We start from the raw sequence: 15,930 nt of genomic DNA, 5'->3' as shown, positions 1-15,930 counted from the left end.
CCAAAAAGCCGCGAATCAGATGATTCACCCACGCTTGAACTCGCGAATGCGTACCAGATGGTAGAGCGGTCATCCGAGTGACCGAATCACAAGGGACAATTGCGATGTCCACAAGAAATGACCAAGAACGACGCTTCCGACTGAAGACATCCCTCCCCGACGAGACGTTGCTCATCCAACGCCTCCACGGGACCGAGACCGCCGGCGATCTCTTTCGCTTCGAACTCGACTTGATCGCCGACAACGACACCACCATCTCGTTCGACTCCCTGCTGGGCCAGTCGGCGACGATCGAGCTGAACAACCCCGGCACATCGACCCGCTACATCAACGGCATCGTCTCGGAGTTCTCCAGCGGCAATCCGGGAGAAGTGGCAACTCCCTATCGGGCGGTCATCGTTCCGAAACTGTGGCTGCTAACCAAGGATCGACGGAGCCGCATCTTTCAGCAGAAGAGCGTCGTCGACATCGTCACCAAGGTCCTCAAGGAAGCCGACATCGATCTCGAGAATCGCCTTTCGGACTCCTACGTCGCCCAAAACTACTGCGTGCAGTACCGCGAGTCGACCTACAACTTCCTGCAGCGCATCCTTCAAGAGAACGGCATCTTCTATTCCTGGGCCCATACGGAGAACTCCCACCGCCTCGTCCTGCTCGATCGCGTCTCCAACGCCGCGACGGTCGATGGAGATGCCTGGGAATTCCATCCCATCGGCGGGGGGGTTACGGAGAAACCGACGATCTCCTCGTGGACGTTGCACCAAGAGGTCGCCCCCGGCAAGTTCAACGTGCGCGACGTCGCGTTCCAGTTTCGGGATCAACTCGTCAGCGCGGTCGCCCCGCTACTCGAGACCGTCACGGTCGGAAGTGAGCAGTCGACGCAGCAACTCCTTCTCGACGCCAATCGCAAGATCGAGATTGACGAACACGGGGCCGAGTTCAGCCAGTGGTTCGACGATGTCGGTCCGCACGGCGAAGACCAGAGCGACGAGATGACCGACATCTACGGGGTAGGAGAACGCCTCGTCCGAATCCTGATGGAACGCCACGCTTCCGAAAGTCTTTGGATCGAGGGAACCAGCGATCTAGGCCTCATGAGCGCCAGCCAGCTCCTGACCACGAGCGGAACCCCTGGCGGCGATGGGAGCTTCTACGTTCGCTCGGTCCTCCACCGCGGCGAACAACCTCTCCTGACCGGGGACGAAACGCCCTCTACCTACGGCAATACTTTTCGCTGCCAGCCGGTGTCGATGGCCTACCGCCCCCAGCGCAACTCATCGAAGCCGGATGCCGGCCCGGAGACGGCCGTCGTGGTCGGCCCGCGCAAGGGACATCCCTACGTCGACAAGCATGGTCGCGTTCGCGTTCAGTTCTACTGGAGCGACACGGCCGAGGAGAACCAGTCGTGCTGGGTGCGCGTCGGCCATGCCTGGGCGGGCAGCAAACGGGGTCACGTCCATCTGCCGCGCGTCGGCGATGAAGTGGTCGTCAACTTCTACCAACACGATCCCGATCGCCCCTATGTCGATCAGTCGATGCACAACGCGGAGAGCATCCATCCGCGAACGCTGCCCGACAACAATCAGCAGACCGTCTTCCGGTCGGCCGGCCTCAACGACAGCGCCGAGTACACCGGCATCGCCAGCGACGATCTTGTGAGCCACCTGCAGATGTTCTCGTCGAACGACATGAGCCAAACGTTGGGCGGAAACTTTTACCACAACACGGGCAGCGCCCATCAGTCGAATGTGCGCAACCACCACGGCAAATACCTCGGCCCCGCGATCTATCAGGAGGTCAACCCGACCGTCGATCAATCGCTCTCCAATACGAAGACGAGACGGACGAGCTCAAGTTCGTCGCTCTCCTCACGGATCAAGGCCCATCTCAACGCCGCCTCCTCCTCGTCGGGCACGACCAGTCAGGGAAGCGGTGCGGGATCGTCGGGTGGTCCCACGGAATGGTCCGCGAGCGACTCCAGCGACTCCAGCGACTCGACCGACAGCAGCAACAGCAGCAGTAGTAGTAGTGATAGCAGCAGCGACAGCAGCTCCTTCGAGGACTTCGGCACCAGCGTCGACATGACGTGGGGGATGTCGCAACAGTTCACGGTGGGGTTCGACGAGGACTTCACCGTTGGCATCCAGAACATCACGACGTTCAATCCGATCTCCTTCTGGTTCATGGGCGCCGAAAGCGGCGCGGCCTTTGCCACCGGGCTCGGAGGCATCAGCTCGCTGCTGCTTCAGATCCCCGTTCAAGGTCGATGCAAGTCAATTTTCGGCAGTGATTCCGACTTCACCTATGGGCCCCGGTTCAACGTCACCCACGGCCCAAAGGTCGACTTCTCGCCCGGTTCCGGACTCGTCTACGACTCGGACAACGCCCTTGTGATCGCCGCCGCGATCCTGGCGATCCTTTACCTCGTCTTTACCGTGGTTCAAGGCATCCTCTCCTATTGGTGGGACCACAAGGATGGCGGGGACTACTCGACCACGAGGTTCATCGACGAACTTCTCGTCGAGTGGGGCAGGCTCGAACTACAGACCCTTTGGTACAGCATGGAGATCGCCGGGGCGGACAGTACGAACCTGACGGGCATGAGCGCCACGGCCTGGAGTGGTATCGCCGACGCGATCACCGCCGTCTTCTGGACGTACTCCGCCGGCGCCGTCTACAAGACGATCAAGTGGTTCTTTTCATGCTGGGAACGATTCATCATCTTCCTGCTCATCATCGCCGCCGTCGCGAGCGTCAGCTATGTGATCGCCAAAGAGGCCGAGAACGATCTATAGGCGCCGTTGGCGGAATCAGGATCCTTGCAACGGCGAGCGGTGAGATACAAGTCACAAGGTAGCGTTCGGCAATCGACAGATTGCCATCAATCCAGGAGGTCACGACCATGGCATCGGACATCGAAGCAATTGAACTGGCGGAAATGCCATTCGAATCGGACTACGCCACGGCTCCAAAGGAGATCACGTCCGCCTGCTCGCTCACGCTCTCGAGCATCCCGCAGGTCACCAGCTTGGAGGACCTGGTCGATTCTCCCTGCGTCTACATCGAAGCTCCCGGCATCGAAGGGCTGGTCGGTGGTGGAGTCGGGGTCACGGCCAGCGAGTTTGTCACGCTCGTCGCGGGAGAAGGATGCGGCATCCAGCTCTACGACGAGGAAGATGCCACGGGGACCGTCACGGTCGAGTTCCCTTCTGACGGCATGCTCACCATCCGCTCCCAGGACTACAACCAGATGATCCTGATGGAAGCGGCGGGCATCCAAATCCTCACGCCCGAAACGATCACGATGACGACGGGAGAGTGCTCGGTCGAACTCAACGACGCGACGGGGTTCGATGTTGACTGCTTCGGGATTTCCAACCTCCTGCTCGACGAAGCGGGAGCCCAACTTCAATGCTACTCGTCCTACGCCCTCGTCAGCGAGGTGCTGATCGAGATGGTGTCGACCTCGATCTCCATGGAGGGAACAATCGAAATCACGGGCGAGACGGCAATCACGGGGAACACCAACATCACCGGAGAACTCGAAGTGACGGGCGCCACGACGATCACCGGTGGCCTCATCGTCGCGTAGACGAGAAGCCTAGAGGACCAAGTCATGGCAAACTATCCGAAGTTCGAGCCGATGCCACCGCTGAAGCCCCTACCCAACCTTCAGCCGATGACAAAGTTCGGAAACAACGCGACGCGGGGGATACGCAAGATCATCGCCACCATGTACGACGATGTTCCGCCCGCGATGAAGAAGCAACTCGATTGGTGCAACCAGCAGCTCGATCAGGTCGAAGCGAAGCTCCCCGGCGCCATGGAGAACGCCGTCGCGGAAATCCAAAAGACCTACGAGAACGCCGAGGTTCTCCGCGAGAAACTCAACAACGCGCCCAAACTCATTGAGGAGGCCAAGAAGAAGCACGACTCGTCGATGAAAGCCGCTCGGAAGAAGATGGAGAGGTTCAAACTCCCCCTCCTTCCTCCCGAGGAGGTCGAGACCTGGCACGACCGCGTCCGGGACGAAGTGCTTCGGCACTTCTACCACGCTCCCGCGGAGGGCGAGCCCCATGTTCGCACTCACCAAGACTTCCGCGACTGGGCGATGAGCACGGACATGATGGACTTGTACGAGTCGGCCGAGGCGATGGGGAAACCACCTCAAAGCGTCCAGCCGGCCAAGGAGAGAAGAGTCGACTGGAAACAGTTTCTCGACGCGCACGACGCTCATCTCGGCCACACCGAAGCGACGGGGGCGCAAGAGAAGACGCCACCAGCAACGGAGAAGCCGAGCAGGACCACGGAAGACCGCGACTCCTACTCCTCTTGGCTCGACTGGCTTTCGGTCTCCTCGGGCGGCGAGGAGTCGAAGTAGGCGACATCATGTCGTCGCACCGGCTGCCGATCGCCCGACGAGCGGCGTCGGCAGGACGTCAGAATCACCGCGTCTTCTTCGCGTGAACGCGTGACTGACGACTTGATGTCACACACGCAACCACGTTCGCGTGGCTTGGCGCCCAGCGGTTGCCGCGTCCTCCAACGGAGGCGGGCCGACGCGGAGATTGGTCGAAAGGGCCGTTCGGAGCCGGCAGCGAATGGATCAACGGGCTGCTAGGTCGTGACGACGCCACCGTTGACGTTGATCGTTTGCCCGGTCAGAAACGAGGCGTCGTCCGAAAGCACGAAGCCGATCGTGTTGGCCACGTCCTCGGGAAGCCCCCAACGCTTGAGCAGGGCCTCCTCGGCGGCGCGCCGCTGCCAGGCGGATGACGCCCCATCTCCCCATGCGGTCTTGATCCAACCCGGAGCGACGCAGAGGACGCGGACTTCGGGGGCGAGCGACTTGGCCAAGCTTCGACTGAAGGCGGTGACTCCCCCCTTCACCGCCGCGAAGATTTGACCACTGTCGCCATCCATCCCGGTCGCGACCTGGTCCCAGCCAATGGTGACGATGACGCCGTTGCCCTGCCGGCGCATTCGGTCGCCCACGTCGCGGCAAGCGAGGAACGTCCCCATCAGATCGACACGCAGCGCGAGTTCGAGTTTCTTCTCGGCGGGCCAGCGCGCTTCGGGAGTCGTGAGCAGATCGACCCCGGCGCAGTGAACCCAGGCCCCGAGTGGGCCGACATCACTCCACGCCCGTTCGACGAGAGTGTGAACCGCGTCGGCGTCACCCAAGTCTGCTTGGAAGACCTTCGCCTTGCGACCGAACTGCTCGACGAGACCGGCAACCTCTTCGGCCAACGTGGCGCTTTGGCGATGGTGAATCGCCACGTTCCAACCGAGTTTCCCCAGACGGGTCGCCGTCGCGCGTCCAATCCCGCTGCTGGCCCCCGTCACCATGGCCCAGCGTTCCGTTGGCTCAGCCGGCATCGTTCGTGGCCTCCTCGATCACGTCGCTCCCCTCTTGTCCCTTTCCCGGGCCCTTCCAACGATCGCGGTAGCGAATCACCACCCAAACACTCGACAACGCCACCACCACGACGGCGGCGATGATCAAGTCGACGCTCTTGAGGATCTTTTTGGCTCGCTCCGGGTCACCCACGACATAGGAGATCGAGACCGTGACCGGCGTCGTCAAGGAGGCGGCGGAGGCGTCGAGCAAGATGAACTTCCAAAGCGGCACTCGCGACATCCCCGCGACGATCATCGTGACGAACCGGACGCCCATGATCAGGCGACCGAAGAAGATCGCCTTGACGTGATGCTTGCGAAACTCGTACTGCACGCGTTCGAGGTGTTTCTCGGTCAACGCCCAACGAAATGGAGGATAATTCGCGAGCTTCATCCCGAAGGTGCGTCCCATCAGATACGCGGCGGTATCGCCCCCGACAATTCCAATCGCGAGGGTGAGGACCACCCCATGGAGCGTCACGAGCCCTTGAGCCAAGAGGATCCCGCTCGCGATGACGCAGATCTCTTCCGGAAAGGGGAGTCCCACGCCGGCGAGGACGAGCATCGTCCCGATCGCCAAGTAGATGGAAACGGGGTCGAGTTGGGCAAGCCAGTCCATGAGGAGACAAACCGCTTGGAGTCGCTCGAGCACCTCGGCCCAACGGCCGCCAGAGGGGCATTCCTACGCAAACCGCGGGCGTGCCGTCACACGTCCGCTGAAATCGACTCCGAGCAAGTCGAACCGGAGGCGGGACGTCGTGCGGCACGTCCTCTTCAATCGGTCGTTCTGGTCGGCTCCTCGATCGGAATACTCGCTTCCGCGAATCGCTTGGGCGCCTTCAAGCGATCGTAGTAGCGAAACGCCACCCAGATGCCGGTGAGGATCACCACCACGGTGGCGGCGAGAATCAGATCGAAACTCTCGAGGAGATCCTCGACGCGATCTGGATCCCCCACAACGTACGCAATTGCCACCGTGACCGGTGTCGTCACGAGCGCGGCCGCCAGGTCAAGCAGGACAAACTTCCAGAGCGGAACTCGGGTCATCCCGGAGAAGATCATGGTCACGGTCCGAACGCCCATGATCAACCGACCGAAGAAGATCGCCTTGACGTGGTGCTTGCGAAACTCGTACTGAACTCGCTCGAGATGTTTCTCGGTCAGTGCCCACCGAAACGGAGGATACGACGCGAGCTTCAAGCCAAAGACTCTTCCCATCATGTATGCCGTGCAATCGCCCACGAGAACGCCGATCGAGAGCGTGACGATAACACCTTCGAGCGAAACCAACCCGTGCGCGAGGAGAACGCCGCTCGCGATGAAGCTCACCTCCTTCAACGGGGATATCCCCACGCCGGCAACGACGAGCATTCCGACGATCGTCGCGTAAATCGAAATGGGATCGAGTTGCTCTAGCCAGTCCATCAGGTCCCCAATCCTTCGCGAGGTTACATCAACCGATTGCCAGCCCATCGATCGTTGAGAGGCGATCTCCCCTTCGACGACTCGCCGGAGGCCATCCTTCCCTTGAACGCGAAGCCGTTCCCAGGGACGCGGAATTGGTGACCGACACGCCGATCCAATATCCTTCCCTCGGGAGCGAAGACGTCCTAACAAGACCCGAACCACCGACGGTGGCTCCGTGGTCATCGGCCAATCTATGAAGGGGAACGGTGCGATGGTAAAAGAAAAGGCACGCGACGCGGCCAGCGGCTATGCCATGCTTATCGGCGTCCTAGGTGGATTTGTTCTTACGGCCGCGATCATCTACTTCGGGGCCAACGCCGACCGCGCGAGTACGGGCCTCATCGTCATTGGCGTCCTGTTGGGTCTCGCCTCCTTCTTCTGCACCTTCGGCTTCTTCATCGTCAATCCGAACCAAGCCGTCGTCTTGCAACTCTTCGGCGAATACGTGGGGACGGTGCGTGCGACGGGGCTTCGCTGGGCCAACCCGCTCTACAGCAAGCGGCCCGTGTCGGTCCGCGTGCGCAACTTCGAAAGCGACCAGATGAAAGTCAACGACAAGGACGGCAATCCCATCGAGATCGCCGCGGTGGTCGTCTGGAAAGTCGTCGACACCGCCGAGGCGATCTTCGAGGTCGACGACTTCGAGGACTTCGTCTACGTCCAAAGCGAGTCCGCCGTCAGACGGATGGCGGCGGAGTACCCCTACGACGCCGATGGCGACGAGGTCTCGCTACGGGGACATACCGACGGTGTGGTGGAACGCCTGGAGGCCGAGATTCAAGCTCGGCTCGACCGCGCCGGCGTCAAGGTGCTGGAGGCCCGCATCAGCAATCTCGCCTACGCTCCCGAAATCGCCGGAGCGATGCTCCAACGGCAACAAGCCAGCGCGATCATCGCCGCCCGGACCAAGATCGTGGAGGGAGCGGTCTCGATGGTCGAGATGGCCCTCAGGCAACTCATGGATCAGAAGGTTGTCGCCTTCTCCGAGGAGCAAAAGGCGTCGATGGTCGCGAATCTTCTCGTGATCCTCTGCGGCGAGCGAGGGGCGCAGCCGGTCCTCAGCGTCGAACGCCGCGCCGGCTAGGCGAGGGTGGAGGCTAGAATGACGAAAGGGTCGCGTGGTCGTGAACGAACTGGTTGGGGCTCGCGACCGGGTCGGTACGGGAGGGTTCGCCACGCGACCAACGTCCCAGCTCCGCGACGTCGACGAGCATCTCGAAGGTCTCCACGAAGCGCAGCGCCGCCCACTTCTTCGTGAAGTACGCGACATCGGCGCGGGCCCGCTCCTCCAAGATGAGCGGCATGCCATCAAGTGTCATGTCGTCGACATCCGGGACCCAGGAGTGCTGCTCGACATGGGAGACGAGGTCGGCGACATACCCAACGCGAATGCCTTCGGTCCACGCCCGAAGACCATAGTCGATGTCCGCGTGCGTCGTCGTCATGCCGATACTCAGCCCGCCTAGCCGCTGAAGCGTTTCACGCCGGACCGCCCAAAGGGTCAACGGGGCGAACCAGTCATAGCGGCTCTCCCCACCACGCGGATCGTCACCGCGGCAGCCGGCCAGGCGTGGATGCCACTCAAGACTCCCTTCCGCCTTCTGAAAGCCGGCGCTTTGAACCGTGCCATCGCCGACGAGGATCTTCCCGCCCAGAATGCCGACGCGGGAGTCGACGGCGAACGCTCGACCAAGCGACGCGCCCCACGGCTCCCGCCAACGAAGCGTCGGCGAGCAGACAAGCACGAAACGCCCCCGACTACCGGCCAAGCCACGGTTGATCGTCGCGCCGATCCCGAGAGACTGATGGTGGTGGATGATGCGGCACGAGGGCAAGCCGGGTATCCGCTCGAATCGACGCCGAGCATGGTCGCCGTAGGAACCATCAATGACGACGAGGTATTCGATCGACAATCCTTGAGGCGCGTTGGCGTGACAACTTCGGAGGCACTCGGCCGCCTCATCGATTCGATCGGACTCCGCGGTGATGACCACCGACCAATCGAGCGTGGCGGGTTCGAGGAGATCGAGGTCGGGATACTCGTCGTACCACTCGCAGGGACGCCAAGCCGGTTGCTCGAACCGGGGAGCCTCCCGTTGGCGTAGCGGTTGTCCCGCCAGCGCGCGTTCGAGTCGATGGATCGTGCGATCCCACGTCCAGGCATCGACGACATGATGGGCGGCGAGACTCAGTTGTCGCGCGAGCCTCGGGTCCGACTGAATCATCAGGCACTTGCGCGCGAGTCCTTCGACGTCGCCTCGCGGAGCAACCATCGCGGTCTGTCCATCGCGGCAGACTTCCGCATGGACTTCCGAGTCGATCGTCACGACCGGGCAGCCGTGAGCCATCGCCTCGACGACTTGACGATGCGCCTCGGCGGTGGCGCCGACGCAAAGAAAGAGTCCCGCGCGCCGCCATAGCCTCTTGCGCTGATCGGGCGACGGGGATTCGACATGGTAATGCCCCGGCGAAAACGATGTCGACGCGATGACATCCGACCCGATCGTCACCACGCGAGTTTGATCGCTCAACCGCAGGCAACGCTCGAGCACTTGGCGCAGCAAGCCCTCGGTTTGGCGTTCGGCTTCGCCACCGACGCCGTCGCTCGAACCGAATGCGGCTAGGAGAAAGTAGTCGCGAGGCACCTCCGACTCATCGGAATCCTCCTCCGACTCTCCGTCGACACCAAAGCCGATGGTCAGAGGCTCTCGACCGATGAACTCGCGAAGTCGTCGTCCCACCGCGGCACGCTCGACGATCCAAGTCAGCCGGCGTCCCGTCGCTCGGAAGTCGAGACCATCGACGTTCACCTTGACCGAGGGATCGAGCACGAGGGCGAACCCGCGATCCGAACCGCAAAGGCTCTCGGCGACCAGTTGAGCGGCCAGAGCATCGCAGGCGATCTTGTTGCCGCGAAAGCCGGCAAGACTCTCGGCCAGTTCCTCTTTCGAGTCGAAGGTGGTCGACAAACAGGTACGGACCAGCGCGGACGCCCCTTCGAGCGATGTCACCCGGACGGTTCTTCCCCGTTGTCTCAGTCGACGGACGTGGTGGACAATCGTGTTCGCCGCCTCTTCCGTCGGCGGTTGCGCCAGGATGTAGAGAACGGGCGGTTCGCCCGCGGAGCGTTCGCGAACTGGCGTCGTGGCCACCGGGAGATCCAGTGGGGTATGTTCCCCCACCACGCGAAGGCCCGTGGGCCGTTCGGAAAAGGACGCTCCCCCGGAGCGAGACCGCGCTCCCAACGCGTGTGACCACTGCGTCCAGCGTCGCCAGGGGACGTGGCGCGCATTGAACCGGAGGAGCCGAAATTCCTCTCCCCCCTCGCGTACGACGATTCGCAGACCGAGCGCGGGACCGTCCAAGTGGATCCAGCGGATCCCATCACGGCCGACTCTCTCAAAGCGAGCGATCGGCTGGTCAGGTTCGTGTTCCGAGAGAGGAACCGCTTCGACGAGCGCGCACGCCGCGGGGTGGCCGTCGAACGCGCATTCGATCCGCATCCATCCCTTCGGAAACCATGCGGGCAAGAGGTACTCGGCGGACCACTGGTCGAGGTCCGCGGGGGCTAGCGGCTCACCGACCGTGTCGAACGACTGGGAGACTCGCAAGAGTGACGTTTGATCGTGGAGACGGGGGCGAAGCAAGCGAACGAGCCAAGCAAGCGGCGCGAAGAGTCGCCAATCGCCGACTCCCTGCCAGCGACTCAAGGCCGCGCGGGCGAGCAGAAGTCGCTGGTCGTTCCTGGTCGCGAGAGCGTGATTGGGAGGATGGCCATCGTTCGTGGACGACGAACGAGAGGCCTCGCACGACTTGTCCGAGGAAGGACAACACGAGGCACTCGACGCCAAGAGGGTCGCCATCGCAGATTCCTTTCCGCTTCCACGGAACCGGGCGGCATCCAAGATTGCCACCGGTCGTTCCTTTCCGCCGCGGCGCTGACGGCCGCGAGCCTGTGGGAACGATGTTGATAAGGTACGCGGCGTTCCGCGGGAACGCAAGGCGACATCAGCGGAATGTCCGTGGGGGAAAGAGGATAGAGCTGAACCAGCGTATCAGGACGTTGGTCTCGACGACGAGCCGGCTCGGTCGCGGGCTCATCGTCGTTGCCAGGAAGGTTAGTGGGCCAACACGACAGGCACCGGCCGCATCAGCTTGGCGGAAGGTTTCTCGTTGACCGTCGTCGCGCTCACCCGTCGCACGGTCCTCGACTCCCGCTTGCGCGACTCCGACCACTCGGCGGTCGGCGGAATAGAGGAGGTATCGAAGAGATCGAGCACCCGTGGTACCGGACGGCTCGAAAGACGCGGCCCCCGAGGAGTTTCGACCTCCAAGTCCACGGGAAGGATCGGGCCGCTCTCCTCCTTGCGCGATTTGATGGGAGCCTCGCCCGTGTCGACCGGGATCGTCATCATCTCGTCGCCGAACACGGGTGGCGGCAACTCTTCCGATTGCAGCACATCCCGATCGAGCATCCGGGGGGTCTCGTCGGCGACCACCACTCCCTCGTTGACCGCCGCGACGCGAATGGTTCCTCGCGCCGACGTTTCGGGCTTGGTCTTCGCTTCGGGAAGCGTGACCTCATGCTCGATGTCGGCGTACGTCAGCGGGCGTTCCTTCTCGAAGAAGGACTCCGGCAAGTCGACCTCCTGCGCGATGACCGGGTTCTTGCTCTTCACCGAGACATCGACGGGGATCTCGATCTCGTCGATGACCGGTTCCACCGGAATCGTCGGAGCACACGTCGGTCCGCAAGGGATCAAGGGCCGCTGGCACGGGACGTCGACTTGGCGACAAGCCGCGCTCGGGACCGAAGGATCGCCGATCGGTACTTGGAACTCGCGTTTGGACTCGAAGACGCGGCCATCGGGCGTCGTGAAGCGGGCCGAGGCGATCAAGTTCTTGCGGGTCGGCGGGAGCTGCCAGAGATAGTCGAGCGAATAGCAACTACCAAAGAGGCCGGCGCGCCAGCTCTCGCGAAGCACCTCTCCCTCGGCATGCCAAACTCCCAGTTCCTCGATCTTCCCCAGGTGCCCCTTCTGGAAGAGACTCACGGTGATGCGACCGGGAACCTTGAGAGCGTCCCCTTCCGGATCGAGGGGTTGAACTTGAATCTGGAAGCCATCGTAGACGCCATCTCCCTCGAAATCGCGCGCGCCGGTGGCCCGGCCGACATCGATCTTCGAAAGGAGGGCGGTTTGGTAGACCGTTTCCGGCGCGACGGGAACCTCACCGGGCCCGAGCGCGGGAACGTCAGCCAGAGCGGAGCGGAGGGCGAGGATCTCGGCATTCTGCGTCTGGACGACGCATTCGAGTTCCTGAGCCCGGCCCGTCTGATAGCGCAGCTCCGCCTCGACCAGTTGGTTACCTCCATGGCAACCGATCCCGGCGACGAGTAGAAGCAAACATGTAGGATGAGCAAGACGCCTCATCGTCGGTCCTGATGCGTGGAACCTAATCGTTCCCAAGGATCGAGATGCCCCCAAGGAGCATCTCAGGGAGCCAACGTGGCTCCATGCACAAAGTCAGGAGACCGGCGTCTATCGAGTGAAGTGAAATCAGGGTGCTACGAGCCGGGCAGTCGCCCCGACGCTCGTAGCGGCGGAAGCGACTTACTCCGACGGGGCGGCCGTCGGGTCCATCTGTTCCAACACCTTGTCGACGAGCCCGTAGTCCCGGGCCTCTTCCGCCGACATGAATTTGTCGCGATCGGTATCTCCCTCGATCGCATCGAGATCCTTGCCGGTGTGACGCAAGAGAATCTCGTTGAGCCGCTTCTTGAGCCGGAGGAACTCGCGGGCGTGGATCTCGAGATCCGTCGCCGTTCCTTCCGAGCCCGCCAAGGGTTGGTGGATCATCACCCGAGCGTTGGGCAGAGCCACTCGTTTGCCCTTGGTTCCCGCCGCCAGCAAGACCGCTCCCATGCTGGCCGCTTGGCCGATGCAGTAGGTCGCGACATCGCACGTCACGTACTGCATCGTGTCATAGATCGCCAATCCCGCGGTAACCGAGCCACCCGGAGAATTGACATATATGTGAATGTCGGACTTTGGATCGTCGAACTGGAGGAAAAGCAACTGAGCGATGATGACATTCGAAACGTTGTCATCGATCGCGGTGCCGAGAAAGATGATGCGATCCTTCAACAGCCGGCTGTAAATGTCCATTTCCCGGGCATCACGTCCGGATTTTTCGACGACATAGGGAATAGTCGGCATCGCTGAATTCTCCGCATCCTTGATTGATCGCCCTGCATTCCCGCCGAGCCAACCAAACGCCTCAGATCACCTAAACGACCTGACCATCCTTCTTACTCAAGCGTGAACTTCTCTTCGGGAAGCTTTTGCAGGACTTCGTCGACGAGTCCGTACTCCGCGGCCTGCGGCGCGGTCAGGTAGCGATCGCGTTCGGTATCCCGCGCGACCGTCTCGATGTCCTGGTTGGTGTGACTTGAGAGAATCTCGTTGAAAACCGACTTCATTCTCAAGATTTGCTCGCACTGGATCTCGATATCCGAGACCTGACCACCAACGCTACCGTGAGGCTGGTGAATCATCACCGTCGAGTGAGGCAACGCGAATCGCTTGCCCTTGGTACCACCGGCGAGCAAGACCGCGGCCCCACTGGCCGCCAGTCCGATCACGTAGGTCGCGATGGGACACTCGAGAAACTGCATCGTGTCGTACACCGCCAGCGTCGAGGAGACCGAACCTCCCGGGCTATTGATGTAGAAGTGAATTTCCTGCTTTTTGTTCTCGTACTGCAAGTACAGGAGCTTCATGACCGTCGCGTTGGCGCTGGCGTCGTCAATGACCCCCTCGAGAAAGACGATGCGGTTCTCCAGGAGCAAGTCACCGAGGGTGAGCTGACGCTGGCGTGCATAGTCTCGGTAGCGCTGAACGCGCGGCTCATTCCAGTTTCGACTCATGTCATCCATGGTGCCCGTGCTCCTTGTGAAACCTTCGCTGTGCCATTGTAGGGGGAATCGGCCGATGTGTAGCACTCGCTTTCCCGGCCCCGCCCCGCGAGGCACTAACAGCGTTCACGGTGCCAAGTTACTCCATCGCGAGCAAGCGGGATTGTCGTCAGCGACCGCTTCGGGCCGGTACTTAGCGGGCCCTTCCCGACACATGGACGACTTTCCTGACCCGTGGATCGGCGGTTGGTGGAGAACTACACGACAGGCGACGCGAATCGACCGACACGTCGTTAGGAATCCTTGGCTTCGGACTCGTCCCCAGCCTCTGCCTCGGCCTTCGTCGAATCCTCCTCGGTCGCGGCCGCGGAAGTCTCTCCCTCCTCGGCCTCTTCCGGCATCACGGATTCGTCGAGCCCGGCCGCACCCGTCGGCTCGGAGAGTTCGACCGTCACGTCTTCCTGCTCGGCATGAGAAACGACGGCCGCGATCGCTTTGCGTTCGAGGATGTGCAGCCCCAGGGTATCCCAAAGCTGTTCCTTCTCGATACGGGCACGGACGCGTCGGGGACTCTCCCCCGTGCGTTGGGCCAACGAGAAGACCTCCGCCTCGAGATCGCTCTCCTCGATCTTGATCTCCTCGCTCTCCGCGATCCGTTCGAGCACGAACTGCTGCTTGAGCGAGCGGGCAGTGGAGGCCATGCTGTTCTGACGCAGCACGTTGATCTTGGCGCGAATCTCGTCGTCGGGATAGCCCGCTTCCTGCAGGTCGAAGATCGTCCGCTGAAGCGTTCGCTCGGACTGCCGACGGAGCAGATCGGGAGGCAGCTCCCAGTCGGCCCCTTCGAGAAGTTTCTCGATGACCTGTTCGCGAGCGGCCTCTTCCTGCTCGTGCTCCAAGCGGCGTCCCAGGCTCGATTGCACCAGATCGCGAAGCTCTTGCTCGTCTCCACAACCGACCGAGTCGAGAAAATCCTGGTCGAGCGTCGGCAGTTGCTGCTCAGAGACCCCTTTCACGACAAAGACGGCTTCCACCTCTTTGCCACGAAGCTCTTCCTTGCGAATCGAGTCGGAGAGGACGGCTTTGACTTCCCGCGAATCTCCAGCTTTGACGCCTTCCATCTTCTCGGCGAAGTCCGCGACGCGGCCATCCCGGAAGACGAGTTCCTTGTCCATGCGGACGTTGAGATTCTCGACCTCGTTGATGACCTTGCCATCGTGGAGGAAGCGAATGTCGACCTCGAGGTAGTCGTCCTTGACGGCTCCCGTGTCCTTCGGCTTCATCGCCCCGAAGCGGCGAAGGAAGTTCTTGAGCCCATCATCGATTTCGCTCTCGCCGATCTCGCGGACCGGACGCTTGATCTTGAGGCCCTTGTATTCGGGCAGATCAAACTCGGGACGCACTTCGACGTCGAACTCGTAGACGAAGTCCCCGTCCTCGGGCAATTCGACCGCTTCGATGTCGATGTTCGGCTCGTCGAGGGCATCGATCTTCTGCTCGTCGCCAATCTGCTCAAGGCTCTGCATCATGAGCCCAGCCTTGACCTGGCTGGCGACGTCCTTGCGGAAACGCCGCTCAATCAACCTCCGCGGCGTCTTCCCAGGGCGAAATCCGGGAACGCTTGCGGACTTGACGAGATCGGAGAACTCTTTGTTGAAAAAGCGATCGACTTCGGATCGGGGAACAGTGACCCGAAGGTGCTTGCGGCAAGGGCCGGCTTCGCTGATATCGACGGAAAGGTCGATGCGATCGGGGGTTTGCTCTTGCCCTTCGGCCTGATCTTCGGCCGCCTCTTCCGGATCGGTGGAAAGAACATCCGCCTCTTGATCGGACATCGTTAGCTCCGTCAGCTTCCAGTCGCTAGCGTTGGTGGATTCGTGGCCCGTCGAACGTCGAGGCTGGACTTCGGAGCGAGGAGACTATGTCGGCTAGCCCAAATCACCCTAGCGCCCGACCCCCCTAAGCCGGCCGAACCGTCACTGCTTCGTGGTCAAACAAAAGAGAGCGGGTGATGGGAATCGAACCCACGACAGCCACGTTGGCAACGTGGTGCTCTACCGCTGAGCTACACCCGCAAAAGAGTCAACTAAATTGTCGGCGAGGAGGCCATCACAAGATGTCCCTCGCAGCACATCATCGTAGCCACA

The 15,930-nt window shown here is 61.8% G+C and carries 12 protein-coding genes and 1 tRNA gene; 4 read left to right on the top strand and 9 right to left on the bottom strand.

Translation table 11 applies throughout. From position 1 onward, the window contains the following. Positions 1–104 precede the first annotated feature (104 nt). The 3 genes from Pan216_RS05125 (at position 105) to Pan216_RS05115 (ending at position 4,381) form a co-directional block, all read left to right on the top strand. Positions 105–2,795, top strand: coding sequence for a type VI secretion system Vgr family protein (locus Pan216_RS05125; protein WP_145255748.1), 2,691 nt, complete (start codon positions 105–107; stop codon positions 2,793–2,795). Between the two features lie 107 nt (positions 2,796–2,902). Further along, positions 2,903–3,592, top strand: coding sequence for a hypothetical protein (locus Pan216_RS05120; RefSeq protein WP_145255745.1), 690 nt, complete (start codon positions 2,903–2,905; stop codon positions 3,590–3,592). Positions 3,593–3,616: 24 nt separating this feature from the next. Further along, on the top strand, positions 3,617–4,381 hold the full coding sequence (locus tag Pan216_RS05115) for a hypothetical protein (protein WP_145255742.1): 765 nt from the start codon (positions 3,617–3,619) through the stop codon (positions 4,379–4,381). 236 nt (positions 4,382–4,617) lie between these two features. Here Pan216_RS05115 and Pan216_RS05110 read toward each other — a convergent pair whose 3' ends face one another. From Pan216_RS05110 to Pan216_RS05100, 3 genes are all read right to left on the bottom strand, one after another. Beyond that, complete coding sequence (locus tag Pan216_RS05110) at positions 4,618–5,379, bottom strand: SDR family NAD(P)-dependent oxidoreductase (RefSeq protein WP_145255738.1); 762 nt, start codon at positions 5,377–5,379, stop codon at positions 4,618–4,620. Then, positions 5,369–6,019: a DedA family protein gene (locus tag Pan216_RS05105; protein WP_145255735.1), complete on the bottom strand. Its 651-nt coding sequence runs from the start codon at positions 6,017–6,019 to the stop codon at positions 5,369–5,371. Before Pan216_RS05105 ends, Pan216_RS05110 begins: the two co-directional genes overlap by 11 nt. A 155-nt stretch (positions 6,020–6,174) precedes the next feature. Then, complete coding sequence (locus tag Pan216_RS05100; protein WP_419193275.1) at positions 6,175–6,825, bottom strand: DedA family protein; 651 nt, start codon at positions 6,823–6,825, stop codon at positions 6,175–6,177. A 253-nt stretch (positions 6,826–7,078) separates the two neighbouring features. Here Pan216_RS05100 and Pan216_RS05095 point away from each other — a divergent pair, with 253 nt between their 5' ends. Continuing rightward, complete coding sequence (locus tag Pan216_RS05095; RefSeq protein WP_419193274.1) at positions 7,079–7,951, top strand: SPFH domain-containing protein; 873 nt, start codon at positions 7,079–7,081, stop codon at positions 7,949–7,951. A gap of 13 nt (positions 7,952–7,964) precedes the next feature. Here Pan216_RS05095 and Pan216_RS05090 read toward each other — a convergent pair whose 3' ends face one another. The 6 genes from Pan216_RS05090 to Pan216_RS05065 all read right to left on the bottom strand — a co-directional run bounded on the left by Pan216_RS05090 (position 7,965) and on the right by Pan216_RS05065 (position 15,858). Beyond that, on the bottom strand, positions 7,965–10,730 hold the full coding sequence (locus Pan216_RS05090; protein ID WP_145255728.1) for a glycosyltransferase: 2,766 nt from the start codon (positions 10,728–10,730) through the stop codon (positions 7,965–7,967). 255 nt (positions 10,731–10,985) lie between these two features. Then, entirely contained in the window at positions 10,986–12,299 is a 1,314-nt protein-coding gene (locus Pan216_RS05085; protein WP_145255725.1) for a hypothetical protein, read from the bottom strand. A 180-nt stretch (positions 12,300–12,479) separates the two neighbouring features. After that, positions 12,480–13,109, bottom strand: a complete 630-nt coding sequence (locus Pan216_RS05080; RefSeq protein ID WP_419193654.1) for an ATP-dependent Clp protease proteolytic subunit — start codon at positions 13,107–13,109, stop codon at positions 12,480–12,482. A 68-nt stretch (positions 13,110–13,177) separates the two neighbouring features. Next, positions 13,178–13,804, bottom strand: a complete 627-nt coding sequence (locus tag Pan216_RS05075; RefSeq protein WP_419193273.1) for a ClpP family protease — start codon at positions 13,802–13,804, stop codon at positions 13,178–13,180. A gap of 272 nt (positions 13,805–14,076) precedes the next feature. Further along, the gene (gene tig, locus Pan216_RS05070; protein WP_145255719.1) at positions 14,077–15,618 is read right to left on the bottom strand and encodes a trigger factor; all 1,542 of its coding nucleotides are present in this window, start codon (positions 15,616–15,618) and stop codon (positions 14,077–14,079) included. A 168-nt stretch (positions 15,619–15,786) separates the two neighbouring features. Continuing rightward, positions 15,787–15,858, bottom strand: a tRNA-Gly gene (locus Pan216_RS05065). Between the last annotated feature and the right edge of the window lie 72 nt (positions 15,859–15,930).

Source organism: Kolteria novifilia, assembly GCA_007748055.1.
GTDB lineage: Bacteria > Planctomycetota > Planctomycetia > Kolteriales > Kolteriaceae > Kolteria > Kolteria novifilia.
Note: the sequence above shows the minus strand (reverse complement) of the source record. Positions and strands in the feature narration are given on the sequence as shown.

Bases quoted from the DNA above. Each gene is read 5' to 3' on its own strand.
- Pan216_RS05125 (WP_145255748.1), top strand. From the start codon at position 105: ATGTCCACAAGAAATGACCAAGAACGACGCTTCCGACTGAAGACATCC.
- Pan216_RS05120 (WP_145255745.1), top strand. From the start codon at position 2,903: ATGGCATCGGACATCGAAGCAATTGAACTGGCGGAAATGCCATTCGAA.
- Pan216_RS05115 (WP_145255742.1), top strand. From the start codon at position 3,617: ATGGCAAACTATCCGAAGTTCGAGCCGATGCCACCGCTGAAGCCCCTA.
- Pan216_RS05110 (WP_145255738.1), bottom strand. From the start codon at position 5,379: ATGCCGGCTGAGCCAACGGAACGCTGGGCCATGGTGACGGGGGCCAGC.
- Pan216_RS05105 (WP_145255735.1), bottom strand. From the start codon at position 6,019: ATGGACTGGCTTGCCCAACTCGACCCCGTTTCCATCTACTTGGCGATC.
- Pan216_RS05100 (WP_419193275.1), bottom strand. From the start codon at position 6,825: ATGGACTGGCTAGAGCAACTCGATCCCATTTCGATTTACGCGACGATC.
- Pan216_RS05095 (WP_419193274.1), top strand. From the start codon at position 7,079: ATGGTAAAAGAAAAGGCACGCGACGCGGCCAGCGGCTATGCCATGCTT.
- Pan216_RS05090 (WP_145255728.1), bottom strand. From the start codon at position 10,730: ATGGCGACCCTCTTGGCGTCGAGTGCCTCGTGTTGTCCTTCCTCGGAC.
- Pan216_RS05085 (WP_145255725.1), bottom strand. From the start codon at position 12,299: ATGAGGCGTCTTGCTCATCCTACATGTTTGCTTCTACTCGTCGCCGGG.
- Pan216_RS05075 (WP_419193273.1), bottom strand. From the start codon at position 13,804: ATGGATGACATGAGTCGAAACTGGAATGAGCCGCGCGTTCAGCGCTAC.
- tig (WP_145255719.1), bottom strand. From the start codon at position 15,618: ATGTCCGATCAAGAGGCGGATGTTCTTTCCACCGATCCGGAAGAGGCG.